This window comes from Rickettsia endosymbiont of Lasioglossum villosulum (genome assembly GCF_964026455.1).
Taxonomy (GTDB): domain Bacteria; phylum Pseudomonadota; class Alphaproteobacteria; order Rickettsiales; family Rickettsiaceae; genus Rickettsia.
In genome coordinates, this window is record NZ_OZ032152.1 from 597,818 (window position 1) to 623,138 (window position 25,321).

Genomic DNA, 25,321 nt, shown 5'->3' on the forward strand with positions numbered 1-25,321 from the left:
CTTGAAACAAAACAAATTAATATGAAACAGATTTTAGAAAAGTGGAAACCTGATATTAAGAGTTTAATATTTTGGAATGTTTGTAGTAAAAATACAAAAATCCGATTATTGATAGTTATTGGTGCTTTTTCTGTTCTTTTCTGTACTTTATCTTACAGGCTTATAATAGTTGCTACTAATGTTTATGATAAAAACCTCCACGCTCTAAAAAAGAGTAGCCAGTTTAGAAAAGAAATAGTTGATCGTAACGATAATTTGCTTGCTGTAAACTTACCATCTGCGTCATTATTTGCCAATCCGCAAATAGTAATTGATCCCGAAAATTCCGTAAAAAAAATAGCTGAGATTCTGCCCGATATCAACAAGGCTAAACTACTTGCTGATCTTAAATCCAATAAAAGTTTTATATGGGTTAAAAGAGATTTATTGCCTAGTCAGCAAGAAAGAATAATGAGTCTTGGGTTGCTTGGTTTTGATTTTGAAGAAGAACAAAAGCGTATTTACACATTTTCTAACTTATCATCTCATATTGTGGGCTATGTTGGTAGAGATATGGCGGGGCTTAGTGGACTCGAACTTGCTTATGATAAATATTTAACTAATTCCGATCTTGATTTGAATAAACCAGGAAAGCAGAAAGAGCCGCTTAAATTATCAATTGATATTAGGTTGCAAAGTATCTTGAGCGAAGAAATCGACAAGACTTTAAAGCAATTCAGTGCTATAGGAGCGGTGGGTATTATTGCGAATCCTAATAATGGTGAGATTCTAGCTTTAGTTAGTAAACCGGATTTTGATCCGCATTATCCAAGTGCTGCAAAGCCTCAGCAGCTTTTTAATATGGCAAGCCTTGGAATTTACGAAATAGGTTCGGTATTTAAATCTTTGACTATGGCGGTTGGTTTTGATACTGGTGCAATAAATATGAATGATGCTTATGATATAAGCTATATGAAAGTCGGTGGTTTTCAGATTAAGGATTATACCCCAAGACAAGGGTGGCATAGTGTACCAGATATTTTTCTGCATTCTTCAAACATCGGCGTAAGTCAGATTATGCTTGAAGTAGGTAAAAATAATTTCAGGAAATATTTAAAGAAATTAGGTTTGCTAGATCAAGTGCAAATAGAATTGCCGGAGCGAGGTACTCCTCTTTTTCCTTCAGAAAAAAGATGGAATGAATTAACTAGTGCTACTATGTCTTATGGTTATAGTATTTCAATTAGTCCTTTACATTTTGTTAGGGCAATGCTACCTGTTGTAAATGGCGGTATTTTATACGATCTTACTTTGTTAAAAAGAGATGATGAAAAAGTTGAGGGGACAAGAGTATTTAGCGAAAATACTTCAAAGAAAATGAGGCAGCTATTTAGAACTGTGGTAAAAGATGGAACAGGTAAAAGGGCAGAGGTAAAAGGATATTTGATTGGCGGAAAAACCGGTACTGCTGAGAAATTATCAAGCAATGCTAGTAAAAAGAAATATCTTAAAAATAGCCGTACTACTTCATTTTTGGGATTACTGCCAGCCTCAAAGCCTGAATATGTCATCTATATTATGATTGATGAGCCAAAACCTACTAAAGAAACGTTTGGTTTTGCAACAGCTGGTTGGACTGCTGCACCTACCGCCGGAAGAGTGTTTGAACGCATGATATCGCTGTACGGCTTAGAGCCAATAGAACAAATAGGGGAGGTGGTGGAGTAAAGTAAGCGTCATTGCGAGTAGGCATTGCCTGCATGGATCATTTTCCTCTGTCATCCCGTGGCGGCATTGTTGCGTAGATCGAGAGTCGTCATTGCGAGCGAATGAAATGAGCGTGGCAATCCAGAAAAAATAATAAAAATACTAATTTTATTAGTATTTTTAACTGGCTCTAGTTCATAAATCACGGGGTGACAGGGGGAAACAATCCACGCGGGCAATGCCCTCTCGCAATGACGGGAAAACTGAAGCCGAGTCTAATAAACATTCTTTTAGAGGTTCATATTTATGCAAAATCAAAATACCGATTATAGCCCTGTTATTGAAGAACTTAAAAAAGCTTATAAGAACTATATTATAACCAAAGATGCATTAATAGAGGTTTGCACATTTGGAATGAATGCTGGAACTATAGGATTATTTTCGGTTCTTGGACCTGGAATGGTAGTATTATTAGTGGCTGGTTCTGTTTTGGCTATAGGGAAAGCTAAAGAGGCGTATAAAAAAGAATTATTAAATGCTCTTTCTATAGGTGAGCTGGGTGATGTTACGGAAATCGAGAAATATTATAAGCAGCTTCCTAAAAAATTACGAGAAGAGTGGAGTGATGATAATTTTTTCCCTAAATTAGCTAATCATCTGAAAGAGAAGTTTTTTGAAGATAAAATATTTGGTATTGATAAGAATCCTAATCCATTTTGTCAAGTAGAATTACAAGATTTTTACCAAGAAATAGATAATGAGTGGGTTGATCTTTCAGGAAAAGAGTAAAAACGTTGTATTTTTACAATGAGATTTAAAATTACTCTAATAAAATAGTTAAAAAAGCTTTTTAATTGTTAACTTGTTAAGTTTTAATTGCTAATATCAGTTAAATATTTTAGACATAGCATTATTTTAAGGCAAGACAATGGCAGATGATGGGGATAATAAGAAAGATGTACCAGATAAAAAAGATGATATTCAGGTAAAAAATGACAATTTGAGTAAGTCAAATGATAACCAGGCTCAAAATAAACAAGACGATGCTCAAGTAAAAAATGAACTCAATGCAATTAGAGCCCAAGTTACAGCCACTAACAATCCTGCCGAACTTGCACGTTTAGCTAGTGCCGCTGCGGGTCTTGCGTCCAGCACTAATAATCGAGAATTATTAGACCAAATCAAAAACCTCCAATCCTCCATTTCTAAAAAAGAAGAAAACGCCGAACAGATCATATATTCAGAAGCCTCTGAAAAAGGCTTGAATATGGAGGGGCAGGGGAATCAGTATGATTATGAAGCCGCACGTGAGAAAGAATTATATGACAGGCATGAAAGGCTAAAAGCTGGTCATGATCAGTTCATGAAAGAAGCAGATGAGTTTATTGAGAGTAAGAGGCAAGAAAAAGAAGAGTGGCAAGCTCTTTTAAACGATATGAAAGCAGGTAAAGAAATTGATCCTGAAAGATTAAAAGCATTAAATAAGACAGAAGCACAGCTAAAAGATGATCAGAATAAAAGAAATCCTATTAAAGAATATCAAAAGAAAGCAACTGAGCATTTGCAACAATTAAAAGCTGAGGAAGATAAATTAAAGCAGCAACAAGCTCAGAATGTTAAAGCCGCTGAAGAGCAACGTATTGTTAATAGCAAACTGGCTGCTAATTCCAAAGAACTGGAGCAAGGTCAGTATAAACTAAATAGTATTAATACTAGAATAGAGCAAACAGGAGCAAAATTATCTGCCCTCAGTCCAAAAATAGCAGAAGCAACAAAAATACAAGCTGATGCTGATAAGCAAGTTGAAAAAGATGAAAAAGAAAGGAAAGAAATACAAGATCTTAGAATAGAAACTCAAAAAGAAGCTAAGAAAGATCTTCAAAAATACTCAGCAATTAATGATTTTTCAGAACTACTTTTAAATCAAACAAAATCAGTCGAAACAAATGAACTTAAAGATAACGAATCACGTAATGAGTTTTTAAGTAAAGAGAATAAGAAAAAACCAGAAATAAAATTTCCAGGCAAGCCATCTCCAGATATAATTTTTCCAGGAAAAGACGAAATATTGCCTCCCTCACAAAAATCAACAAGTGTTGAAGCATCTACTACTAAAAAATTATCTCAAGGCGAAGAAGCATTAAAATTATCAGAAGAAAGACCAGTTTCTCCGGATAAGATAAATAAATTTACTAATAGAATAAAATCGTCTCTTGAAAAACAGAAATCTTCAGTAGTTACTAATAAAGAAACTCAGGTTAATAAATTAGCTCGAACTAACCAACAAAACAAAAAGAATGATAAAGGTCATTCGAGATAAAATAACGGAGTAGCCTACCATGTCTAAATCAGATAACCATTGCTATCTTGATAAAAACGAAACTATTATATGTACTGCTAATAATTTACATAATAGTGCATTAGAGTTTTTTAATAATATAAGAAATATAGAACAAAACCAAGGCGTAACTGCATTAGTAACAAAAGGTTATATTGCTGCTCGAATCGAGTTAACGCAATCGCTTCTTTTTGGAAAAATTGAAGCATGTATTGGTCTTGCTGTTTTTAATCAACGAGGTATTGGTGGTCCTATAAGTCGTTATAATGAAAAATTATTTCTGACTATTGGTAGTAAGCTTGGAAATCAACTTTGTAAGCAAACTCTAACACAATTATCAAATAATAATTACAATGTTGAGCAAGAAGCAAATATTTGGGCTAATCATATAAATACTTATAAAAGAGATTTAAATACAGAAATAACTACTCCAGAATTATCAGCTAGTTCAATATTTTTAAAAAATGATCTTAAAAACAATGGTATAAGCTTAGATGCTTATAATGCACATTTTAATATTTTAAGTGTAGATGAAGAGTCAGAAACAAATTACACCCCCACTCCATCTTCGGCAGTAAATCAGTATGATCATACCCCGCCACCCGTTCCTAAAAGAGCAGAGAGTAAACAAGAAGCTACAGGGTTGAAATCTTTTTTTAAGGGTATGTTTAAGGTTCTGAGGCTTCCGCCGCTCCCAAGGCTGCTTTAGTTCCGGTTGTTGCTCCTAAAGTTACATCCTCAAATGTTTCGTATAAAGATATTTTACTTAAAGATCCAACATATGGAGTTGTAGTAAAATTACAAGAAGCAACAATAAATACTAATTTAATAATTAGGGTAAATAGTCAAAATATATTTGAAGTTAAACAATATAGAGCCATTAAAATTCCTGACACTTTAGAAAATATTAAAGCACCTAATCTAAAATTTGTTTTCTCTTACTTAAATGGTGTAAAATTAAGTGATGAATTTGCAGCAGATAGAAAGGGGACAGCCCATCTAAGGCTTGATTATAATAATGATGGTAGATTAGAGAAATTAACCTTACCAAACGCTCCAATTTATTTTAAGGATAAGCCTGGTTATCCTGCATTTTGTATCTTTAAGAAAATTATGTGTACTTTACCAGTAGATAGCGGGCAACTTGGTCACCTAATGCAAATCGCACCTAAAGTAGAATTTAATAATGTTGACGAATATACTTATAAAGTAGAATTATTAGGCTAAAATAAAATATTATTTTGTAGCTGTGTTATTTTTGCATAACCATTACCCACGTGCATCATTTACCCCGTCATTGCGAGCGAATGAAATGAGCGTGGCAATCTAGGAAAAATAATAAAAAATGCTAATTTTATTAGTATTTTTTAGTTTCCTCGATAACACCGAAAGCGTGTTTTAACCACTGCAAAAAGACCTAAAAATACATATTTGATATTTTTTATATTTTTTTTGAAAAAATAGCTTGCAATCTTTTTTATTATAGGGTAGTTTTATAATATATATTTTGTCATAGCTCCCAAAGTGCATTAAGCTCGCATTTTGCTATAAAAAGGTATAAGTTCTTTACAATCCAATTTTTTGTAAGGAACTTATGCTGGGTCACAAAAAAGAGCAAGTTAGTTTAACTCGCAATCAAAAAGAAGCCATAGGCTTACTATCTATAGGTACATTTAATTTTTTATAAAGGATTTATGCTAGGTTATGCAAAAGAGCAAAGAAAGTTTGGTAGAGATCAAAAACAAGCTATAAGTTTATTATCAATAGGTAGTTTTCTTGAATATTTTGACTTGATGTTATATGTGCATATGTCAGTACTACTAAATAAAATATTCTTTTCTCCAGATAATACTTATTCTGTAAAAATATTATCAGCTTTTGCTTATTGTTCAACTTTTGTTTTTAGTCCTTTTGGCTCCATTCTTTTTGGTTGGATAGGGGACAATATAGGACGTAAACCGACAATTATTATTACTACTATATTAATGTCCTGTACTTGTATAGGTATGGCTATTCTACCATCTTATGATGAGATAGGTTTTACTGCTACTGTTTTAGTTACGCTTTTTCGTGCAATTCAAGGTATTTCATCTAATACGGAAGTTACGGGTGCTGAACTTTATTTGACAGAAACAATAAAGCCTCCTTTGCAATATCCAGCAGTAACATCGTTTACAGTTTCTACTGCGTTAGGAACAATGGCAGCTCTTGGTGTTGCAAAGCTTGTAACTTCAACAGATCTTAATTGGCGTTATGCTTTCTTATTTGGAGCATTTGTAGCTATTACCGGCACTATGGCACGAACAACACTTAAAGAAACGCCTGATTTTGTTGATGCAAAAAGACGGTTACAATTAGCTATAGAAAAAATCGGAATAGATCCTAAAAAAATTGAAAATAATGACATTGTAAAAGAAAGAACAAATTTAAAATGCTTTTTTCCTTTTATAATGCAAAATCTGACGCCTTCTTATATAATGTTAATTCAATTATATTTTCTTATATTTGCTCCTACAGCTACTCCTGCTAAAGCAATTTTTTATAAACATTTTCCAGTATTTAAACGTTTTACGCATACTAGCTTTACATATGCTATGTCTCGTGCATTAATGCTCTTAATAACTTCATTCGGTCTTGCTTATTTAACAGAATATTTTGGTTATTGGGGAATATTAATGATTATGATACCGGTGACAATAGGCTATTATTTTGGATTACGTCACTTCGAAAATTTAGACAAGAGATAATTATTATCAAGCTTAGAAATGATATTATTATTTTGAATAAAGTTATAACATACATTATATAGTTTATTTTCAATGCTCAGTACTTCTAAATGAGCAGCAACAACTAAAAAATCCGTTATAGTTTCTTCTATTATCTTTTGTGCCTTTTCAGGTGATTTTACTCCTAGTGTTTGCACGTTATGAATACGATCGAAAAGTTTTATTAATGCTGTGTCATATCTTTTTTGTTTAGCTAGCAAATTTAGACTTTCTTCAGCAGTAATTTTTCCATAAGGTTTAATGCGGGTTAAGCCTTCAACGTGTTTTGCAACTTCTTCTCCGAAGATTTCAGTAATCATTTCTTCGGTTAATGCCGTATCTTCGATAGTATCATGTAGTAGTGCTGCTTGCATCATTACAGATGTATAAAGTTTAGGTACTTCCATTGCCGTAAACTCTGCCACCATAATCGCTACTTCAATTGGATGGGAATAATATGGATCGCCTGACTTACGCATTTGAGAGCCGTGATATTTACGAGCGTAATATATTGCTTTTTTGATTTCTTCAAGATTTACAGGGTTTGCTACTTTAGTGTTTAAATAGTCAAGTTTATTGAGAAGCTTTTTAGCATAAATGCATTCTTCAAACTTTTCTTTCCAAGAGCTTAAATCTTCCATAAAAGTTTATTTTTAGTTGGTTAAAACAATTCTTGTACCAGCTTATACTCAAAGTGAAAAGTAAAAAATTATAAAGTCATATAATTAGTAGAGAAATTAAGCTCTTTCTTGATTAGTTAATTAAAATTATTTGACACCAAATATAAGTTATATTGACAACTAAAATAAAGGAAAAGCAATGAAAAAATTTTTATTATTATTCATAATATCTATTATCCCTTTAAATTTATTCGCTCAAGCCAAAGTAAATAATATAGTTGCACCAGTCAGCTATTTTATAAATCACGTTCAGCCACTAAATCAAATAAAGACTAATTTAGAAAAATACAGGCAAACAAGTATTGTAGGTGTTAGCGGGATGGGTAAAACTCAGTTAGCTAGAATGTATGCTTATGGAAATAAAGATAATTATAATTTAATTTGGTTTATTGATAGCAATTTAAATATTAACGATGAACTTTTAAAGCTAGCAAAAGCTATTAACAAAGCTGAAGAGAAAACTGTAATTGCAGAAGAGGCAGCTAATGTAAAAAAAGAGTTAATGGAATATTTAGGGCAGAGTGATAAATGGTTATTAGTATTTGATAATTTAAAAGTAGGTGAGAATAAAAAAGTACAAGATTTTATTAACTGGGAGCATAACGGCAATATTATATTTTGCTCGCAAGATAGCGATATGATGCCTTATATAGTAAAAGCTGTACCATTTGAAAAGCCCGAAACTATCAAGCTTGCCAATAATATTTTATTGGATAAAGATAATAATTTAGTAGAATTTTTGGTACAAGAGTTTAAAGGTTATCCAGTATTGATAGTACAAGGAGCACAAATATTAAACAATGTTCCAGGATTAGATAAAGAAAAATATAAACATCAAATACAAAAATCTAACGATAAAATAGATTATAATATATCGCTGGTGATTAAGCAATTAAGTTCTAGTGCAAAACAACTTCTAAGTAAAATAGCATTACTCAATAATCAAAGTTTTTCCAAAGATTTTCTTGGGATTATTACCGATAATAAAGATAATCTTAATGATGATATTTTCGAGTTATCAAAATTTGCTTTAATAACAAATATAGATGCTAGAGAAGATAATCCTGTTTTTGAAATGCATGATGTTATTGCACAGAAAATATTAGAAAAAAATGGTGCAAATAATAGTAAGTATCTAGAAGAAGCGGTTACTAAATTTATTAATGGTACACCAAAAAGTGTAATAAAAGCGTTTTTATATAGGAACGCTAAAACAGTACCTGACAATATCGAGGTAATGACGCAGAATGCTGAAAAATATAATATAAGTACTTATAAATTATTAGAGTTAAAGCTAAAGCAGATAGTGCAGTGTGATAATTCTTATGATTTAGCAGGTGGAAAGAAATTAGTTGATTGGTTTGATACAAACGATAGAGATGGGAAATATAAATTATGGTTAATGAATAATGAAGAAAAGCGGGTATATGCTGAATATTTAAACTTAATAGGATGGTATTACTTAAAAGCTTCTAATTACAAGATGTCTATAGAATATTTTAAAAAAGCTAACAAGATATTTGAAGATGTCAAAGGATATGAAGAAATGAAAGCTAATGTAATATCTGGTTTGACTAATACATATATTGTAATAGGAGATATTCAAAATGCACAAGAAAATATCAAAATTTTAGAGCAAAAATTAGCTGATAGCTCTGATCGAACATCAATATATGCTAACAAAGCAAGATTACTTTATGTAGAGGGAAAATATCCTGAAGCATTAGAACAGATCAATCAATCTATTCAAGCTGCTATTTCAAGTGGATTAGATCCAAATGCATTATTTTTAACAGGTGATTATTTAGTTAAATCTGGAGTATTAAGTAAACTTGGTAAATACCAAGAAGCTCTTAATCAAGTAGAACAAGTATATAACATGCAAAAGCGTGTAAAAAAGGAAACTAATATAATATTTGGTAGAATATTTACTCAAAAAGCAATAGCATTATTCGGTTTAGGTGAAAAAGATAAAGCTTTAGAATATGCAGATAAAGCAATAGAGATTTTTAAGAATAATGATAAAAGCTTTATGAGTAGAAGAATACCTGATGTATTCAACCCTGCAATAGCTATTACATGCACAATAAGAGGGGATATATTATTTGCGAGTGATAAGCTTGAGGAAGCTTTAGATAGCTATATGGACGCACGAGGTATATATTTTAACGTTTACAGAAAAAATTATAAGAACGTAGCACAGGTAAGTGAGGTAAATCTTAAAGGAGCAAAGGTTGCATGCAAAAGAAAAGACACGCTTAACTATAAGTTTTTTGCTAAACCACAAATTATAGATTTTGGAGCGGAGCATCCTGATTCAATTGAAATGCTTGAATATTGTAAAACTTATGGTATGGGTTTAATTAGTAACAAAGCTTATATAAATAAATCTAATAACTAAGAAGATTAAAAGAGGGGGTGCATTTTGCCCCCCCTTATACTTTGTAGAAAAATTAAGCTATTTCAGATGTAACTTCAGCTGTTTTACCGGTTAGCTCAAATTCTGATACTTCGGTTTTATCAATTAACTGCTTAGGTAACTGCTCGACTATAAAACTTTTATCATAATCTTCAGCAGTCATTAAAATACTGTCAAGTTTTTGTATAATTTCATTATTATTAAACTTTGGATTTCTTATTAAATGATTTTGAAGATTATATAATTCCTTTAAATGATAAGAAATAAATTCATGATTTTTAGGTAAGGTTGTCATTCGCCAATCAATAAATTCTTCTATATCTTTAACTGTAATGGAATTATCTATTATTTTGAAATCATTATCTTGGCATAATTTTAATAAACCATGTTGCAAAAGAAGTTTTGTTAAATAAATGCTTTGTTCTGTTTCTGAGTGTGTTCTTTAATATATAAAGGCGTAATCTGATCATATACAGTATTTCTAATATTAGGATCAGCTCCATTTTCTAAAAGAAACTGAGCTATCTCATATAATTTCATTGTACAGGAATAATATAGAAGAGTGCAATGATCTCCATCTTTCATATTAATATCGAATCCTTGATTAAGAGCTTGTTTAACAAGAATTTTAAAATCATTTATTTGATCTAAAGTTTTAACAATAGAAAGTGCTACACACAAAATGTCCAAATCTTTAGAATTAGGTGTAAGAACTTTGATATGAGTTGGATGCATATAATTTTTAATTTTATTATTAATGAATTTATTAATAGTTGAGTTATTATTAATTATCAAGTTAATTTTTTAGAAATTTTTTAATAAAATTAGTGCGTGATAAATTGAATAGTACCGGGCAGTTGTTAAAAAAGAACCCGTCATTGCAAGGAAATTATGGCGTTATTGTATGGCTCGAAAAATGCTATATATGTCATTCCCGCTTTGGCTTTGTTGTATGGATCATTTTCCCCTGTCATCCCGCGATGGCATTGTTGCGTGGAACAGTTTTTCTGTCATTGCGAGAAAATTACGAAGTAATTGACGAAGCAATCCAGTTAAAAAATGCTAACTTATAGCATTTTTTATTATTTTTTCTGGATTGTATAATACGCAGCAATGATTCGGTATTTACACAGTCTGTTAGTCTCATCTTACCATCAGGTGCTTTTAATTTTAACTGTAGACAAATTGTCGACAGTTCAACCCTATCTTCACTGCTAACTCGAGTTTTTATCTTAGACCAATAATCTCGTGGGTTTGCACTATCAGTTAATGCTCCTACTACATCAATTACAGAAAACCACCATTCGTTATTATATAAAATTCTTCTAATATTTTTATCTTTAAAAATCACTAATTTATTAAGTTCATCGTTATTATTCATTGCATTTCATATAATATTAAAAATAGTAATAATAAAAAACAACTAATGGTTTGTAAAATTTTAAGCATTAATGGCTTTTAGTAAAATAATAAAACTTAATTGCCAATTGACTTTTTTAGGGAGTTAAGTATAAATTGTAACTGAAATAGCTATTAAGCTATTTTGGGATGTAAGAATCTCTTGTTACATGGTGGGTATCTACCATTAAATGATACTATCCTCGGCTTTATTACGGTCGGGGTGTCAATAGCTATGTCCAGGGTTTAAGGTGCATACCTTAAACCTAAAAGCTATTGTAAACTGTTGTAACGGTTTTCTTACCTCCCCGGCCACCAAAGTTTCATTCATTGGTGGTTTTAATTAATCGGGAGCCATCAAATGTCAAATCAAAATAAAAAAACCATTCACAATATTAATTTAGATTTCATTGAAAGAGAAGTAAATATTCTAAAAGATGAAGTTGCACATTTATTAGAAACCCCCGTAACAGATAAAGATATTGAAAGAATAGAACAACGCTTAGAAGAATTAGAAAAAATGTTTTACAATTTGAACTGACGCTAGTTATTAATGTATAAGGGTTTTGCTTGCATGGGTCGGTTTTCTCGTCATAAGCTACACAATTGCAAGGAGGGTGGCAACCAGAAAAAATAATAAAAATGCTATGCCTTTTACTAGATTGCTTCGTCAATTACTTCGTAATTTCCTCGCAATGACGAAAAACCGATCTACGTAACAATGCTCGCTCGTAATGACAACTCCTAATCCACGCAACAAACGCTTGACGAAAAATAGTTTAAATTTTGTTTGTAGAGTCTATATGCATATCCATTAAATATTCTGCTAAATGTTTTTGTACTTCTTCTGACTTACCTTTTAAAGCACATTGATATACTTCTTGTATAATAGAAGTAATTTTATGCATAGAAAAATCAATATTTTTGTCGGAAATAATATTTGTAGTAAGGCTTACAACTTCGCCAAATAATTTTATTTGTTCTGGATTTAAAATATCAATTTGAGTTTCTTTATTATCAGAAATTAAGGATTCTACCTTAACATTCAAAGCATTTGCTAATTGCTTAATAGTATAAATGCCAGGGTTTTTAGAGCTACCAAATATTATACTATTAACAGTATTTCTACTTAGTCCTGTTAAATTTTCAATATCTTTAGCACTCATTTTTCTTTGAGCCATTAACTCATTAATTTTGGTTTTTAAATTTGACATAAAAATAAAGTAAATTCATCGCTTGTTTTAAATATAAAATATATTGTTTATATTTAAAGTAAAAATATAAACAAATTTCTTTACATTTCTACAAAATAATATAATCTCAGCTGTATAAATTTAATAACTATAAAAAAACCAGTAAATATTCTACCTACCAAAATAAGTATATTTATTGGTTTAATATAAATCATAATATTGTTACAAGCATACTAAAATGCTTTAAAAAAAGCAAGAATATACCTAGATATACCTTAGGTATAGAAGATATCTAGTTTCAAAACAATTCAGATTTTACTCACATATCTTATAGCTTTTATTTGAACAATATCCTTAATAATTTATGCCTTGGGTTAATTTAAGTTCTTAACCCAAGGTACCAAATAAAATCAGGAGAATATTTTATGAATAACATAGAAACAAGAATATTAGATTATGGAAGAAAAATAGATATGAATCTACAAACTATTTCTGAGCAAATAAATCAAATACAGAAATTAATAGGTGAAATTCCTTTAGATGCAAGATTAGTTAAAGAATATGATGATGAAGACGATGAAGATGATTTTGATGATGGAGTATGGATAGAGTTTCCTTTTAGAGAAACAACATAAAATTCGTAATTTCCAGCTTGATATAGATAGACTGCTTGCTTTAAAAATGGTAAGGTATAAATTCCTGTAAGTAAATAAGATATAAATTATGATATGGTTGTTAATAGCACTTTGTTTAACCGGCTTAGTTTTGATTATAGGGGTAGTATCGATGGCTATTGGTGGTAAATTTGATAAAAAATTTAGCTCAAAGCTTATGACTATGAGAGTTTTTTTTCAGGCAGTTGCGGTATTACTGTTATTTATAATATATTTTTATAAAGTTAATCCATAAACTACCTGAAAAGTTCTATAATTATTACTCGTTTTCTTGCATCTCTCCCCTTATTTTTTTCCATTCTGCTAAAATTTCTTCTAATCTTTCTTTTGAAACTTCTACTTCTTGATCTTCGAAATCCTCTAGAGAAGTAATCATTTCTTTTAGTAAGGTTTGTGCCATATTCGGTCTATAGTCATCGCTGTAATTATCTTCAAGATGTTCGGCAATTTCCTCGATATCATCCCAATGCATTAGTGTATTCCTCTTTAATTGTCATGTAAGCTTATTTATTTAACATGTTATCTGATATTTGCCATTATTTTTTAATAAATATTATTAACTCAATAAAATATTGTAAGCAAGTGAGTTTATTATGCAACTATATATTCTTCTGTTTTGAAGAATTGGCTCTGCAAAACTTCGGGGAACTCGTATGCTTACCTATTAAGTATAGGCTGTGCGTGCTCGCCCCTTGTTTTACATTCCAATTCTCCAAATCATTTGAGTATACTGTATTTAAATAAAGAGTGGGTATACTTAAATATATTACAAAGCTTATGTTAGTTTGTATTCTTTACATTTTAAGGGTTTTGTGATATAATTAATTAAATATTAGATGGAAAAATATGTCAATACTGCCTATCGTTACAGCACCTGATGAAAGGTTAAAACAAAAATCTCAAGCCGTTCCAGAGGTTAATAACCAAATCCAAAAATTTATGGATGATATGGTCGAGACTATGTACCATGAAGATGGGGGAGGGCTTGCTGCTGTGCAGGTTGGGGTATTAAAACGCATCATGGTAATTGATATAAAAGATCATGATCCGATTAAAAGACCAAAAGATTTCTATCCATTATTTATTGTAAATCCTGAAATAATAGAAAAATCAGGAGAGCTTGTTATAGCTAATGAAGGATGTATCTCAATACCTGAACAACGTTATGAGATAGCAAGATCGGAGTCTATAAAAATCAGATATTTAGATTATCATAACAAACCGCAAGAGCTTGAAGCTAATGATTGGCTTGCAAGAGTAATTCAACATGAGTATGATCATTTGGAAGGAAAGCTAATGATCGATTATTTAAGTAGTATGAAACGTGATGTAGCTCTTCGTAAGCTTAAAAAACTCAAAAAAGACATAGTGTGAAGATAATATTCATGGGGACGCCTGAGTTCGCTGTTCCTGCTCTTACCAAATTAATAAATTCAAATCATAAAGTTGTTGCAGCTTTTACGCAACCACCTAAAGCTAAGGGTAGGGGGCTTAATGAAACTAAATCCCCTATACATCAATTAGCTGATGAGGCTCAAATCCCTGTCTATACTCTTTCTACTTTACGAAATGAAGAAGCTGCAAACTTAATTAATAGTATCGATGCTGATATAATAGTCGTTATTGCATACGGTTTTATCATTCCGCAAAACATTTTAGATGCTAAGAAATATGGTTGCCTTAATATTCATCCGTCTGATTTACCTCGTCATAGAGGAGCAGCTCCTTTACAGCGTACTATTATAGAGGGCGATAAAACAAGCAGTGTATGTATTATGCAGATGGATGCAGGGCTTGATACAGGTGATATATTGATGAAAGAGGATTTTGAGTTAGAAGATAGGATAACTTTACAAGAGCTTCATGATAAATGTGCTAATTTGGGTGCAGAACTGTTAATTAAAACGCTTGCAAATATCGATAAGATAGTGCCGAAACCCCAATCTAATGAGGGTGTTACTTACGCTCGTAAATTAACTAAAGAAGAGGGTAGAGTTAATTGGCAAGATTCTGCCTATGCTATTAATTGCAAAGTTCGAGGTATGAATCCATGGCCAGGAGTATATTTTAAATATAATGATAAAACGATCAAAATTCTTGAAGCAGAATATTCAGATGAAAAACATAATTTTACCCCGGGGACAATTATTAACAAAAATTTAGAAATAGCTTGTGGAAAAGGAATATTAATGATAAAAAAACTTCAACAAGAGGGTAAAAAAGTCTTAAATACTGAAGAATTTTTAAGAGGAGTTAAAACCCCTATCATTAATAAAGTACAATAATAAAAATGTTAAATTTTACAAAATATTTTATATTTATAGTTTTTTACTTTTTCTATACTAGTAATATTTATGCAATAAATAATAATCATCAATTTATTGCGGTAGAATCATTAGAATCTCCTAATATAAAAATCAAAAAATTACTTGAAGAAAAAAATACCAGTCAATTTATTTTAGAGTTACCAAACGGCGTAGTAATTAATGAAGGTGGAGTTTTAACTGAAGAAGGTTATATTCTGCAAGATACTCAAACAAGCACAGGTGATCAACATCGTTTAGTGAATAAGAAACGAGATATTAACGAAGAAAACCCATTATACTTTAAAGGAAAGCTGGCAGTAATTTCATCTCCTGGCTCTGAAAATTGGTATCACTGGCTACTGCAAGTTTTGCCTAGATTAATTATATTAAAAGAATCAAACTTTGAGTATGATCGTATTTATGTTAATAATTTAAAATATCAGTGGCAAATTAAATCACTAGAAGTAGTATTAAATTATTTAAATATAAGTGAAGATAAGCTTTTAGTAGTAAATAGTGATTGTATAATTCAAGCTTCTAACTTAATTGTACCATCTGTACCGTTTATTCCTGTAAAAGTTACAGCTTTACCTTTTTGGTTAAAAAAAGATTTAAGGAATATCTTTCTTAAAAATAATAAGGATGATATAAAAACTTATGATAAAATATATATCTCACGTAAATATGCTTCTAGTAGAAAAATAATCAACGAAGAAAAATTAATAGAAGAAATAGAGAAAATTGGTTTTAAAGTAATATATTTAGAGCTACTTTCTCCTCATGAGCAAGCTCAAATTTTTAATAAGGCAAAAATAATAATCGGGATACACGGCTCAGGGTTTGCCAATCTTATTTTTGCAACTCCTAAATGTAAAGTTGTGGAAATTGATCACGGTACAAATCCTCCAAGAAGTTTTTATAAGAGAATGGCAAATTATATGTCATGCGATTATTATCCTTATTACGTAGATCAAACAACTGAAGAACATTTAGAAGATGATATAAAAATAGATATCAATAAATTTATGAAATTTTTTAATGAGTTAAATAAATGAAAAATTGAAATTCAATTCTAAAATCGTTGTTTAATAAGTAAGACTCGCTATTCATTTCATTTAACCTTGAGATAGTATACTTTAAAACTTGTTTTTTATTTAAGTTTTGACATTTTCTTAAAAAGCTATTATAATAAACTAGTTAATTATATGACCAGTTCAATTACGGCTTTTGATGCCAAAACTCATTTTTCTAAGCTATTAAATCGAGTAATTAAAGGTGAAGAAGTTTTAATTACTAAAAGAGGAAAAATTACTGCAAAGATTGTTCCGGTAAATGCTACACATGACGTAGAAGCTGCAATTATAGCTGCTAATAGAATTAAAAAACTTGCTCAAGAGATTAATTTACAGCCTTCAGAGTTTGAAGAATGGAATTTCTATAGAAAGATAGGTAGAAAATAGCATGGCTTCATTTGTTTTGGATGCTTCCGTAACTCTTTCGTGGTTCATGCCTAATAAGACAAAGCAATATAAATTATTGGATAAAGCGACAACTGAAGGTGCTATTGTACCGATTATTTGGGGACTCTAAGTAATTCCTTACTATACGCAGAAAGAAGAGGGCGTATTGATGTATCTCAACGTCAAAGTGCAATTTATTTATTAAAAGAGATAGGTATTAAAGTTGATCGAACAAGTTTAGAACATATTTGGTCTGAAACAATGGATTTAGCAGAGCGACATTGCTTAACTATTTATGATGCTAGTTATTTGGAGTTAGCATTACGTTATGATTTACCTCTAGCAACTCTTGATAAAGCCTTAAAATTAGCAAGTCGACAGGAAAAAATTATTACACTTTAAATCAGTTTCTAAAATCGTTGTTTAATAAGTAAGACTCGCTATTCATTTCATTTAACCTTGAGATAGTGCGTTTGAATTCTTCAGCTCTTGCTGACCCCTGATATATTTTATTAGGGTTATCTTCTAAACTCATAAAAAGTAGAATTTTATAAAAATAGGCATTATCAATAAAGTTGATAAATCTGACTGCTAAATTAGTATTATCAGGTGGAATAACTTGCACATTCTGCACAATAATAATATTAAATTTCTGGCAAATATTGACATAATCAATATAGCTAAGATTTCTTGTAAATAATTCATTAAAATCAGTGATTAATGTTCTTTTATGAACTTTTTGAAAGGATATTTCTCTGCCTAAAACTTCAATAGTTTGTGAAGTGAAATTATTATCACTAATATCTGCAATAATTTTTTGGAACTTATCTTGATTTTTAGGTGTTAGAGGATAAATAACCCTATCGCCTTTAACATTTAAAGCTTTATCAAATCTGTAGTCATGGTGATTATCAAGATATTTAACGTAAAATTCGTTATTTATTTTATCGATAAACGGCAAAAATGAATTTCTTTGCAACCCATCCTTATATAAATTATTAGGCTGGGTGTTAGAAGTTATGAAAATAAAAACATTTTGTTTTATTAGCTCATCAAATAATCTACCGATTATCATTGCATCGGTTATATCTTTAATTTCAAATTCATCTATCCCAAGTACTCTAGTTTTTTTAGCATAATCTTTAGCAATTTTGGGGACGATATCTTTTTGATTTTCCAGTTGTAATTTATGCATTGTTTTGTGAATATCCTGCATAAAATTTTGATAATGAATAATTATTTTTGGCACGTTAAGCTTTTCAAAAAAAGAATTCATCAACATAGTTTTACCTGTGCCAACCAGACCAAATAAATAAATTCCGCTTTTAAGGTTATTTTTGTTAAAGAATTTAAGTAAGCTCTTAGGTTTATTAAGCTCTATTGCTATTTGGCTTAATTCTTCTAATAAAGTAGTTTGTTTTATGTCTAATGTTATCACTTGATGAGGTTTTATTGTACTCATACAATATATAAAAGATATTTAAATAGCTAATGGTCTTGATTAATGAGGAGAATGGTACGTAATGCGTTGCTCACATAGATTGCTTTTTCCTGTCATTGCGAGGATACACTGAAAGTTTTGACGAAGCAATCCAGTAAAATGCATAGCATTTTTTATTATTTTTTTGGATACGTAATATGAATTTCCCATGAGTATAAATTAGACTTAAGTAAGGCTTTTGTCAAGTTTTGTTATATTAGTTTTAAGTGAAGTGTATTTTTTAAATTCTTTTCTGTAAGTAAGTTATGACTGAATTTTGCAACATAAAGTTTAAAAAATATTTATTATTATAACTTTTTACTTTTAACTTTGAATATAAGCTGTTACAAAAATTGTTTTAACTAACTAAAAATAAACTTTTATGGAAGATTTAAGCTCTTGGAAAGAAAGGTTTGAAGAATGCATTTATGCTAAAAAACTTCTAGATAAACTTCGCTATTTAAATACTAAAGTAGTAAATCCAATAAATTTAGAAGAAATAAAAAAAGGGATATATTATGCCCGTGAATATCACGGCTTGCAAATGCGTAAGTCAGGCGATCCATATTATTCTCATCCAATTGAAGTGGCAATTATGGTGGCAGAGTTTACAGCCGCAGAAGTACCTAAGCTTTACACATCTGTAATGATACAAGCGGCACTACTTCATGATACTATCGAAGATACGGCATTAACTGAAGAAATGATTGCCAAAATCTTCGGGGAAGAAGTGGCAAAGCACGTAGAGGGTTTGACCAGAGTTAAACCATACGGAAAAATTACCGCTGAAGAAAGTCTGAATATATTAGTTAAACAAAAAAGATATGACACAGTATTAATTAAGCTATTTGACCGCATCCATAACGTACAAACCTTAGGTGCTAAATCACCTGAAAAGGCACAAAAAATTATAGAGGAAACTTTGAGAAGTTTTTTACTTATTCCTTTCTTGATAGAAAATTTAGCATTAGAAAATTATTTATATAAATTATGCTACAATGCTATATTTCCTGTTGATCATATGGAAAGGCAAGAATATGTATACTAATTTATTACTAAATTAGTATCTTTCTTGAATTCTAGTTTTTCAAAATAATTTAATCCTATTTTATAAAAAATAGTAAATGGCATTAACAATATAAGTATCCCCCAGTAGTTAAAAATTTTAACTAGATAAACTAAGCCAAAAGAAGTTAAAACAAACATTATGGCACGTACTATAGCAAAAGTTAGACTTACACATCTGAATCTTTTAAATACAGGAAAGTTTTTATAAAAAATTGGAGCAGCAGGAAATACCCTAATAGCAAACATTCCTATAAGTACTTGTAGTATAAGTAATTGGAAAACATTATCCATTTTAATCAATAAATATGGATAAAATAAAACCATACATGCAAATATTACCCATCTTATTCTTAAAATTTTTAAAGGATGAAATTTATAACTTAAATAAGTAACTATACCACTATTAATAAGAGTGATTATTGAAACGATAAAATTATGAGTAATAACTTGGCTAGAGGTATAAGCAAAGTGAGTTTTAAGTATATCTCCACATAAGATATATTTAAAATAAAAACAAATAGGTCCAGTTGATTCTATTGTAAAATAAGCTAATAAAGTTTTTATATTTAATTTATCATTTAAATTTATATTAGTTTCTATATCTGATTTATTAAGTCCAAAGTTTTCAATTTTATTTACTAATCTCTTGGTTGCATCAACGAATTCTACTGTTTCTCTAAGCCTTGTTCTAGCAATAGCCCCGATTACTGCGATGATAGTACCAAATAAAAATGCATATCGCCAATTAAAACCTTGCATAGTTACAAGGGTTGCGACTCCTAAAGCAGCAGCAGCTCCTAAATTTCCAAATATATCACAAGAAGCAACCACTGGATATTGTATGGGTGGTTTAGTTAATTCAGTTAAATATAATTCTGCTCCTATTATTTCGCCCAGGGAAGACATGCCTTGAAGTGCACGACAAATCGTAACTATTACAGCAGCAGTAAAACCAATTTCGGCATAAGTAGGCAAGATAAACATTAAAAAACAGGATAAAGCCATTAAGAACGAAGTCATTACCACTGTAGTTTTACGCCCTATCTTATCCCCAATCCATCCAAATACTAAAGCACCTATAGATCTAAAAGCAAAGGTAGAACAAAAGGCAAAAGCCGATAATAAGTAAGCTGCAGATTGATTTTGTTTTGGAAAAAATAACTCATTAAGAAGCACTGCCATATGAACATACAGCATAAGGTCAAAATATTCTAGAAATGTTCCTACTGACAATAATCCTATAGCTTATTTTTGTTCTTTACGTAAGTTTTTTTGCTCTTTTGCGTAACCTAGCATAAATCCTTTACAAAAAATTAAATTGTAAAGAACTTATACCTTTTTATATAAAAGTCAATAGGAATTTTTACCGGAGGTTAAAATTTTTTATTTGGATCAATAATATAATCGAATAGAGATTCAAAATAATGAAGAGTTCCGTATATTTGTTTACCAATTTTTTTAGGAATATATAACGGTAGAGAGAAAAGAAAATAAAGACTTTAGAAAAGAAAAAATGCTAATTATATATTCAATCTTATCAAGTTAGTTTTAATTTTAGTTGGCGGATAGAGGGGGATTCGAACCCCCGACACGTTGCCGTGAACACGCTTTCCAGGCGTGCGCCTTAAACCGCTCGGCCATCTATCCATGAATAATGAGTATTTTAAATGGAAAGCGGTTTCCATCTAAAATACGAATTTAATTTATTATTTATTATTTGAAAAAATATTGTTAGCTTCCAAAAGTTCATTTTTAGTATTAACACCGACAATCAAATCATGATTATTAGATAATAAATAAGAAACTTTTTCTTCTTTAGCTTTGCACAATTTTACTATTTCTGTTAAATAAACTTCTTTATTATCTCTAAAATTAGTAGCAAATAAAGGTAAATATTTGTTTAAAATTCCAGGATTAAATGCCATAATTCCAGAATTACAAAGCTTTATTTTCTTTTGTTCTTCAGTAGCATTTTTATATTCAATTATTTCCAAAAATTCACCATTTTGATCTATGGAGATTCTACCATAAAAAGCAGGATCGTCTCTTTCAAAACATAATGTTACTAATGAAGCATTACTAAAATTTAGGTATTCTACTAATTCATTCATTAATTCTGGAGTAATAAGTGGGTGATCACCATATAATACTAAAATAGTTTTATTCTCATCAATCAAATCTATTGCTGCATGAGTAGCATGAGCTGTACCTTTAGGCTCTTTTTGTAAGGCAAAACGACACATATTTTCATAAGGTGTCAAATATTTTTTTAAATCTTCTGAATAAACTATAACTACATCATCAGTTATTTTAAGCGAGTTCTTTAATACTGTTTCAAGCATTGGAACGCCGCCAACCTCATGCATTACTTTTGGTAAATTAGACTCCATTCTGCTGCCTTTGCCGGCTGCTAAAATAATTATTTGCATATTATTCATCACTGCCTTGTAAAATCTCGTAAATTTCATCTGATAATTCGTAATTACCGAAAACTCTCTGCACATCGTCGCTTTCTTCTAAAAGATCAACAAGCTTTAAAAGTTTTTCAGCTTTTTCTTTATCATCAATAATTATTGTATTTAAAGGAACCCATCCTATATAAGCTTCTTCAGCAGTGCCATATTTATCTGTTAGAAATTCTAAGACCTTAGAAAAATTTTCAATATCGGTGTATATAGTATGTAGTACTTCATCTGAAACTATATCATCTGCTCCTGCTTCTATTGCAGTTTCTAAAATATTTTCAGCTGAGCTAATTTCTAGAGGATATTGAATGACTCCACAATGTTTGAATAAAAAATTAACGCTACCAGTTTCGCCCAAATTGCCGCCATATTTAGTAAAGCTGGAGCGTACCTCAGCAGCAGTACGATTTTTATTGTCAGTTAAAGCTTCAACTATTATAGCAATACCGCCGGGTGCATAACCCTCATATCTAATTTCTGTATAATTTTCATTATTAGCGGAATCATTAGCACTATTAATAGCTTTATCAATTCTTTCTTTAGGAAGATTTTGGCTGCGAGCAGTGGCTAAAGCAGTTCTAAGACGTGGATTATTATCGGGGTTTGTAGAGCCGGCTTTGATGGCGGTAACTATCTCACGGATTAATTTTGTAAAAACTTTTGCTCTTTTCTTATCTTGAGCACCTTTACGATGCTGAATATTTTTAAACTTTGAGTGTCCCGCCATTTTATCTATACTTTAAAAATATTTAACCTTGTTTTGCTTTAAATCTTTTATTCTTTTTATTTATTACAAAAATTTTGCCTCTTCTTTTAACGATTTGACAATCTTTATCACGCTTTTTTAATGATTTTAATGAACTAACGACTTTCATATATGTCCTAACTATATTTAACTTGAGGTGATAATAAACTTTTTTGTCCAATCAGTCAATTACCAATTTATATGATAGCTTATCTTTGAGTACTTTCTTGTTTACGATTTTTTGGTTTGGTATTTAATTTTGGTTGGATATCTAATTTTATATTCATTTTATTAAGTCTTGCGGTTTGAATTCCTTCTTTTCCGCTTCTATTATTCATTAATACTTCTCTTATATCTGAGGTAATATTTTGTACATTTTCAAATTTATTGATCTTGTTTAATGTTTCAGGATCGATTTTTGCTTTAAGGTCATTTGCTATCCCTTTAAACCCGATTTTTTTACAAAATCTTGCTAATTTATAATAGATTTTATCAGTTTTTGATATATCAAATTTATTTTCATTATTTATAAATTCTGTAGTATTTTTAATTCTCTCTTTAAAGCTTTTATCATTTTTAATAGTTGCTATATCTTGATCTGTCAGCAGTTTTTTATCTTTCATTATCTGAAGCGTATCATCATATAATTTTTCCATTGCTTCTGTTGTTATAGTATTTTTTGAATTATTTTTTACAAATTTCTGAGCTAATTTTTCAATTTCACTAGTAATAGCTTTATCTTCTTTATTAAGGTTTTTAACTATACTATCATCTTTAAAGCGTGTATTTTCTTTATAAGATTCATTAAAATTGTTTTTTATACCTAAATTTATAGCTTGATTTAGAAACTCTTTTTCTGATTTTGATATTGCAACTTGATTTCTAGATAAGATATATTTTAGAGGGTCTATGGATCGGTATTCTTTCTGTTTTTTTTCTACTTACTACTGGAGTTTCTTCCCATTTTCCGTTTGCATTTTTACTCCATTGGCTTTCTGTTACTTTTTCAGTTTTTACTTCTGATGTTGGTATTTCAATTTTATAATTATTTTCATGTGCCCATTGTAAAGCGTTTTTACCTTCAATTTGAATATCATTATGTGCGGCATACGCTACCGGATCTTGCATAGGCGAATTAGCCATATCTTTTAACCATTTACCATTTTCAAAATCTGGTGAAGGGTTACTATATTTTGCCACTATATCAACTTTTTTTGCTATTTCTTTCATATTGGAAAGATTTTCTTTAATATTATCTTTATAATATTTTCGTAGCTTTTGTTCGTTATTAAAAATAACACTTGTATCTAATCCCTTTATATCTAATTTACCTGGACATATTCCTTTAGCATCAAATCCATTTTTTACTAACTCATCTACTTTTTGGTCAATTATATTATCGATTTGATTATTGTCTAGTTGATTAAGCATTTGATTTAGTGATTTACTATATTCCTTAACATTAAATGTTAATTGTCCTTTTTCTATGTTTTTATTATATCCAAAGCGTTCAAACTTTTCATTTGCATCTTTAAGCATTGAAGTAAAATCTTTATTAAAATTCATAAAAGATCTTCCATGATCAATCTTTACTACAGTATTATTATTTTGAACCATTAAATTTTGAGTATGATAATCCGATTCACCTAATATATGAGAGGCGGCAATAGCTTTTTCAAAGCCTGATAGTTTGGGTGTCTTAGTTTGTTCTAATACATCTCCTAAATGTTCGCTATTCTCTAAAAATTTAGAACGTACGTATAAAATTTTAGAAACAAAATCAGGCAATTTAGAATTTGCATAGCCAGTTACTAACTCTTCTTTAGGAGCACGATTATATAATAATTGCTCATACATATTACCGCCGATTAATTCACGTACTGCGTCATTTCGATCCATCCATTGTTGAGTTGTTTCTACATCTGCTCCTTTCTTATAAAACCGTTTAAGCATAAAAGTGTTATGTGTTGCCTGTTCATCTGCTATATATCCTCCTGATACTCCCTCACTTTTATCAGCCTCTTTTTTAAATTCTTGAACATTTGCAACCCTCCTATCACGTATAAGATCAGAAACAGCTTTTGGGACAACTTTTCCTCGTTTTTCAAAATTTTCTTTTTCTTGATTATATTCTTTAGATTGTTTTTCTGCCAAATATTCAATTAATGGTATATCTAAAATTTCTTTTACATCAGGGTTTTGAATAGATGGTAAAGTATCTTTTATAACCGTTAGCATTTGAGCTAGCTTTTTTTCTTTAAAGTCAGGAATTTCTTTGTTGATCTTTTCTATTTCATTTAAATAAGCTGTATCTGTTTCTGAATTTAATTCCTTATTAATATTTATAATAGAATTAGCTAAATTGTCGCTTGAAGCTTGAATATTTGCATTTTTAGTTAGATCAGTATCTTTAAGGATATTAAAGAATTTAGAAGATAGTTGCTCAGTTTCATTTTCTGCCATAAATGCCTTTATAAATAAATTACTATTTATTAATAATAATTAAATTTTATAGTTGATTATGAATTTTTGTTAATAATGTAGTTTAAAGTGAGTTATTTTTTTAAAAAATGTGGTAAAAATACGAAATAAATTACCATGTTTCATGGTTTTTCTTGACATATATTAATAAATTAGAATATGA

At 30.1% G+C, this 25,321-nt stretch carries 26 protein-coding genes, 1 tRNA gene and 1 pseudogene; 15 read left to right on the top strand and 13 right to left on the bottom strand.

Annotated elements, in window-relative coordinates:
• The first annotated feature begins 21 nt into the window (after window positions 1–21).
• The 5 genes from AAGD49_RS02940 to AAGD49_RS02965 all read left to right on the top strand — a co-directional run bounded on the left by AAGD49_RS02940 (window position 22) and on the right by AAGD49_RS02965 (window position 6,771).
• Window positions 22–1,707: a penicillin-binding protein 2 gene (locus AAGD49_RS02940; RefSeq protein ID WP_341789063.1), complete on the top strand. Its 1,686-nt coding sequence runs from the start codon at window positions 22–24 to the stop codon at window positions 1,705–1,707.
• A 285-nt stretch (window positions 1,708–1,992) separates the two neighbouring features.
• The gene (locus AAGD49_RS02945) at window positions 1,993–2,475 is read left to right on the top strand and encodes a hypothetical protein (RefSeq protein WP_341789064.1); all 483 of its coding nucleotides are present in this window, start codon (window positions 1,993–1,995) and stop codon (window positions 2,473–2,475) included.
• 139 nt (window positions 2,476–2,614) lie between these two features.
• Window positions 2,615–4,006, top strand: coding sequence for a hypothetical protein (locus AAGD49_RS02950; RefSeq protein ID WP_341789065.1), 1,392 nt, complete (start codon window positions 2,615–2,617; stop codon window positions 4,004–4,006).
• 19 nt (window positions 4,007–4,025) lie between these two features.
• Window positions 4,026–4,733 (top strand): hypothetical protein, encoded by a 708-nt coding sequence (locus AAGD49_RS02955; RefSeq protein ID WP_341789066.1) that lies wholly within the window; start codon window positions 4,026–4,028, stop codon window positions 4,731–4,733.
• A 985-nt stretch (window positions 4,734–5,718) separates the two neighbouring features.
• Complete coding sequence (locus AAGD49_RS02965) at window positions 5,719–6,771, top strand: MFS transporter (RefSeq protein WP_341789067.1); 1,053 nt, start codon at window positions 5,719–5,721, stop codon at window positions 6,769–6,771.
• Here the strand turns inward: AAGD49_RS02965 and AAGD49_RS02970 are convergent.
• Complete coding sequence (locus tag AAGD49_RS02970) at window positions 6,744–7,430, bottom strand: HD domain-containing protein (protein WP_341789068.1); 687 nt, start codon at window positions 7,428–7,430, stop codon at window positions 6,744–6,746. The two genes, AAGD49_RS02965 and AAGD49_RS02970, sit on opposite strands and share 28 nt — an antisense overlap.
• A 178-nt stretch (window positions 7,431–7,608) precedes the next feature.
• On the opposite strand from AAGD49_RS02970, the gene AAGD49_RS02975 reads away from it, so the two are divergent.
• Entirely contained in the window at window positions 7,609–9,870 is a 2,262-nt protein-coding gene (locus AAGD49_RS02975; protein WP_341789069.1) for a tetratricopeptide repeat protein, read from the top strand.
• A gap of 52 nt (window positions 9,871–9,922) precedes the next feature.
• On the opposite strand, the pseudogene AAGD49_RS02980 reads toward AAGD49_RS02975, so the two are convergent.
• Window positions 9,923–10,623 (bottom strand): annotated as a pseudogene (locus tag AAGD49_RS02980) (ankyrin repeat domain-containing protein).
• Window positions 10,624–10,912: 289 nt separating this feature from the next.
• On the bottom strand, window positions 10,913–11,269 hold the full coding sequence (locus tag AAGD49_RS02985) for a Bro-N domain-containing protein (protein WP_341789070.1): 357 nt from the start codon (window positions 11,267–11,269) through the stop codon (window positions 10,913–10,915).
• Between the two features lie 378 nt (window positions 11,270–11,647).
• Here AAGD49_RS02985 and AAGD49_RS02990 point away from each other — a divergent pair, with 378 nt between their 5' ends.
• Window positions 11,648–11,827 carry a hypothetical protein gene (locus AAGD49_RS02990; RefSeq protein WP_341789071.1) on the top strand — a complete coding sequence of 60 codons (180 nt, stop codon included), beginning with the start codon at window positions 11,648–11,650 and terminating at the stop codon, window positions 11,825–11,827.
• Between the two features lie 238 nt (window positions 11,828–12,065).
• On the opposite strand, the gene AAGD49_RS02995 is transcribed toward AAGD49_RS02990, so the two are convergent.
• Window positions 12,066–12,500 (bottom strand): helix-turn-helix transcriptional regulator, encoded by a 435-nt coding sequence (locus AAGD49_RS02995; protein WP_341789072.1) that lies wholly within the window; start codon window positions 12,498–12,500, stop codon window positions 12,066–12,068.
• Between the two features lie 404 nt (window positions 12,501–12,904).
• Between AAGD49_RS02995 and AAGD49_RS03000 the strand changes: the two genes are divergently transcribed.
• Both AAGD49_RS03000 and AAGD49_RS03005 read left to right on the top strand, forming a co-directional pair.
• Window positions 12,905–13,114 (top strand): hypothetical protein, encoded by a 210-nt coding sequence (locus AAGD49_RS03000; RefSeq protein ID WP_341789073.1) that lies wholly within the window; start codon window positions 12,905–12,907, stop codon window positions 13,112–13,114.
• Window positions 13,115–13,202: 88 nt separating this feature from the next.
• Entirely contained in the window at window positions 13,203–13,388 is a 186-nt protein-coding gene (locus AAGD49_RS03005; protein WP_341789074.1) for a twin transmembrane helix small protein, read from the top strand.
• Window positions 13,389–13,412: 24 nt separating this feature from the next.
• Here AAGD49_RS03005 and iscX read toward each other — a convergent pair whose 3' ends face one another.
• Complete coding sequence (gene iscX, locus AAGD49_RS03010) at window positions 13,413–13,625, bottom strand: Fe-S cluster assembly protein IscX (protein ID WP_011477229.1); 213 nt, start codon at window positions 13,623–13,625, stop codon at window positions 13,413–13,415.
• Window positions 13,626–13,999: 374 nt separating this feature from the next.
• Between iscX and def the strand changes: the two genes are divergently transcribed.
• The 5 genes from def (at window position 14,000) to AAGD49_RS03035 (ending at window position 17,321) form a co-directional block, all read left to right on the top strand.
• Window positions 14,000–14,527: a peptide deformylase gene (gene def, locus AAGD49_RS03015; RefSeq protein WP_341789075.1), complete on the top strand. Its 528-nt coding sequence runs from the start codon at window positions 14,000–14,002 to the stop codon at window positions 14,525–14,527.
• Complete coding sequence (gene fmt / locus AAGD49_RS03020) at window positions 14,524–15,438, top strand: methionyl-tRNA formyltransferase (protein ID WP_341789076.1); 915 nt, start codon at window positions 14,524–14,526, stop codon at window positions 15,436–15,438. The genes def and fmt overlap by 4 nt, the downstream gene beginning before the upstream one ends.
• A 5-nt stretch (window positions 15,439–15,443) precedes the next feature.
• Window positions 15,444–16,514: a glycosyltransferase family 61 protein gene (locus AAGD49_RS03025; protein ID WP_341789077.1), complete on the top strand. Its 1,071-nt coding sequence runs from the start codon at window positions 15,444–15,446 to the stop codon at window positions 16,512–16,514.
• A 150-nt stretch (window positions 16,515–16,664) separates the two neighbouring features.
• Complete coding sequence (locus AAGD49_RS03030; protein WP_341789078.1) at window positions 16,665–16,919, top strand: type II toxin-antitoxin system prevent-host-death family antitoxin; 255 nt, start codon at window positions 16,665–16,667, stop codon at window positions 16,917–16,919.
• A 117-nt stretch (window positions 16,920–17,036) separates the two neighbouring features.
• On the top strand, window positions 17,037–17,321 hold the full coding sequence (locus AAGD49_RS03035; protein WP_341789079.1) for a type II toxin-antitoxin system VapC family toxin: 285 nt from the start codon (window positions 17,037–17,039) through the stop codon (window positions 17,319–17,321).
• Window position 17,322: 1 nt separating this feature from the next.
• Here the strand turns inward: AAGD49_RS03035 and zapE are convergent, their stop codons facing one another.
• Window positions 17,323–18,381 (bottom strand): cell division protein ZapE, encoded by a 1,059-nt coding sequence (zapE, locus tag AAGD49_RS03040; RefSeq protein ID WP_341789080.1) that lies wholly within the window; start codon window positions 18,379–18,381, stop codon window positions 17,323–17,325.
• 400 nt (window positions 18,382–18,781) lie between these two features.
• Here zapE and AAGD49_RS03045 point away from each other — a divergent pair, with 400 nt between their 5' ends.
• Window positions 18,782–19,447, top strand: a complete 666-nt coding sequence (locus AAGD49_RS03045; RefSeq protein WP_341789081.1) for an HD domain-containing protein — start codon at window positions 18,782–18,784, stop codon at window positions 19,445–19,447.
• Here the strand turns inward: AAGD49_RS03045 and AAGD49_RS03050 are convergent.
• The 7 genes from AAGD49_RS03050 to AAGD49_RS03080 form a co-directional block, all read right to left on the bottom strand.
• On the bottom strand, window positions 19,444–20,700 hold the full coding sequence (locus tag AAGD49_RS03050) for an MFS transporter (protein ID WP_341789082.1): 1,257 nt from the start codon (window positions 20,698–20,700) through the stop codon (window positions 19,444–19,446). The genes AAGD49_RS03045 and AAGD49_RS03050 overlap by 4 nt on opposite strands.
• Before the next feature lie 326 nt (window positions 20,701–21,026).
• Window positions 21,027–21,114 (bottom strand) — tRNA-Ser (locus AAGD49_RS03055).
• Window positions 21,115–21,173: 59 nt separating this feature from the next.
• Entirely contained in the window at window positions 21,174–21,905 is a 732-nt protein-coding gene (locus tag AAGD49_RS03060) for a sugar phosphate nucleotidyltransferase (protein ID WP_410525915.1), read from the bottom strand.
• On the bottom strand, window positions 21,898–22,659 hold the full coding sequence (locus AAGD49_RS03065) for a YebC/PmpR family DNA-binding transcriptional regulator (RefSeq protein WP_016948537.1): 762 nt from the start codon (window positions 22,657–22,659) through the stop codon (window positions 21,898–21,900). Before AAGD49_RS03065 ends, AAGD49_RS03060 begins: the two co-directional genes overlap by 8 nt.
• 22 nt (window positions 22,660–22,681) lie before the next feature.
• Window positions 22,682–22,807, bottom strand: a complete 126-nt coding sequence (ykgO, locus tag AAGD49_RS03070; protein ID WP_004998227.1) for a type B 50S ribosomal protein L36 — start codon at window positions 22,805–22,807, stop codon at window positions 22,682–22,684.
• Window positions 22,808–22,886: 79 nt separating this feature from the next.
• Window positions 22,887–23,333, bottom strand: coding sequence for a hypothetical protein (locus AAGD49_RS03075; protein WP_341789083.1), 447 nt, complete (start codon window positions 23,331–23,333; stop codon window positions 22,887–22,889).
• Window positions 23,334–23,559: 226 nt separating this feature from the next.
• Window positions 23,560–25,140 (bottom strand): hypothetical protein, encoded by a 1,581-nt coding sequence (locus AAGD49_RS03080; RefSeq protein ID WP_341789084.1) that lies wholly within the window; start codon window positions 25,138–25,140, stop codon window positions 23,560–23,562.
• Window positions 25,141–25,321 lie beyond the last annotated feature (181 nt).

Coding starts and splice junctions, on each gene's coding strand:
- AAGD49_RS02940 (WP_341789063.1), top strand. CDS start 22: ATGAAACAGATTTTAGAAAAGTGGAAACCTGATATTAAGAGTTTAATA.
- AAGD49_RS02945 (WP_341789064.1), top strand. CDS start 1,993: ATGCAAAATCAAAATACCGATTATAGCCCTGTTATTGAAGAACTTAAA.
- AAGD49_RS02950 (WP_341789065.1), top strand. CDS start 2,615: ATGGCAGATGATGGGGATAATAAGAAAGATGTACCAGATAAAAAAGAT.
- AAGD49_RS02955 (WP_341789066.1), top strand. CDS start 4,026: ATGTCTAAATCAGATAACCATTGCTATCTTGATAAAAACGAAACTATT.
- AAGD49_RS02965 (WP_341789067.1), top strand. CDS start 5,719: ATGCTAGGTTATGCAAAAGAGCAAAGAAAGTTTGGTAGAGATCAAAAA.
- AAGD49_RS02970 (WP_341789068.1), bottom strand. CDS start 7,430: ATGGAAGATTTAAGCTCTTGGAAAGAAAAGTTTGAAGAATGCATTTAT.
- AAGD49_RS02975 (WP_341789069.1), top strand. CDS start 7,609: ATGAAAAAATTTTTATTATTATTCATAATATCTATTATCCCTTTAAAT.
- AAGD49_RS02985 (WP_341789070.1), bottom strand. CDS start 11,269: ATGAATAATAACGATGAACTTAATAAATTAGTGATTTTTAAAGATAAA.
- AAGD49_RS02990 (WP_341789071.1), top strand. CDS start 11,648: ATGTCAAATCAAAATAAAAAAACCATTCACAATATTAATTTAGATTTC.
- AAGD49_RS02995 (WP_341789072.1), bottom strand. CDS start 12,500: ATGTCAAATTTAAAAACCAAAATTAATGAGTTAATGGCTCAAAGAAAA.
- AAGD49_RS03000 (WP_341789073.1), top strand. CDS start 12,905: ATGAATAACATAGAAACAAGAATATTAGATTATGGAAGAAAAATAGAT.
- AAGD49_RS03005 (WP_341789074.1), top strand. CDS start 13,203: ATGATATGGTTGTTAATAGCACTTTGTTTAACCGGCTTAGTTTTGATT.
- iscX (WP_011477229.1), bottom strand. CDS start 13,625: ATGCATTGGGATGATATCGAGGAAATTGCCGAACATCTTGAAGATAAT.
- def (WP_341789075.1), top strand. CDS start 14,000: ATGTCAATACTGCCTATCGTTACAGCACCTGATGAAAGGTTAAAACAA.
- AAGD49_RS03025 (WP_341789077.1), top strand. CDS start 15,444: ATGTTAAATTTTACAAAATATTTTATATTTATAGTTTTTTACTTTTTC.
- AAGD49_RS03030 (WP_341789078.1), top strand. CDS start 16,665: ATGACCAGTTCAATTACGGCTTTTGATGCCAAAACTCATTTTTCTAAG.
- zapE (WP_341789080.1), bottom strand. CDS start 18,381: ATGAGTACAATAAAACCTCATCAAGTGATAACATTAGACATAAAACAA.
- AAGD49_RS03045 (WP_341789081.1), top strand. CDS start 18,782: ATGGAAGATTTAAGCTCTTGGAAAGAAAGGTTTGAAGAATGCATTTAT.
- AAGD49_RS03060 (WP_410525915.1), bottom strand. CDS start 21,905: ATGAATAATATGCAAATAATTATTTTAGCAGCCGGCAAAGGCAGCAGA.
- AAGD49_RS03065 (WP_016948537.1), bottom strand. CDS start 22,659: ATGGCGGGACACTCAAAGTTTAAAAATATTCAGCATCGTAAAGGTGCT.
- ykgO (WP_004998227.1), bottom strand. CDS start 22,807: ATGAAAGTCGTTAGTTCATTAAAATCATTAAAAAAGCGTGATAAAGAT.
- AAGD49_RS03075 (WP_341789083.1), bottom strand. CDS start 23,333: ATGGAAAAATTATATGATGATACGCTTCAGATAATGAAAGATAAAAAA.
- AAGD49_RS03080 (WP_341789084.1), bottom strand. CDS start 25,140: ATGGCAGAAAATGAAACTGAGCAACTATCTTCTAAATTCTTTAATATC.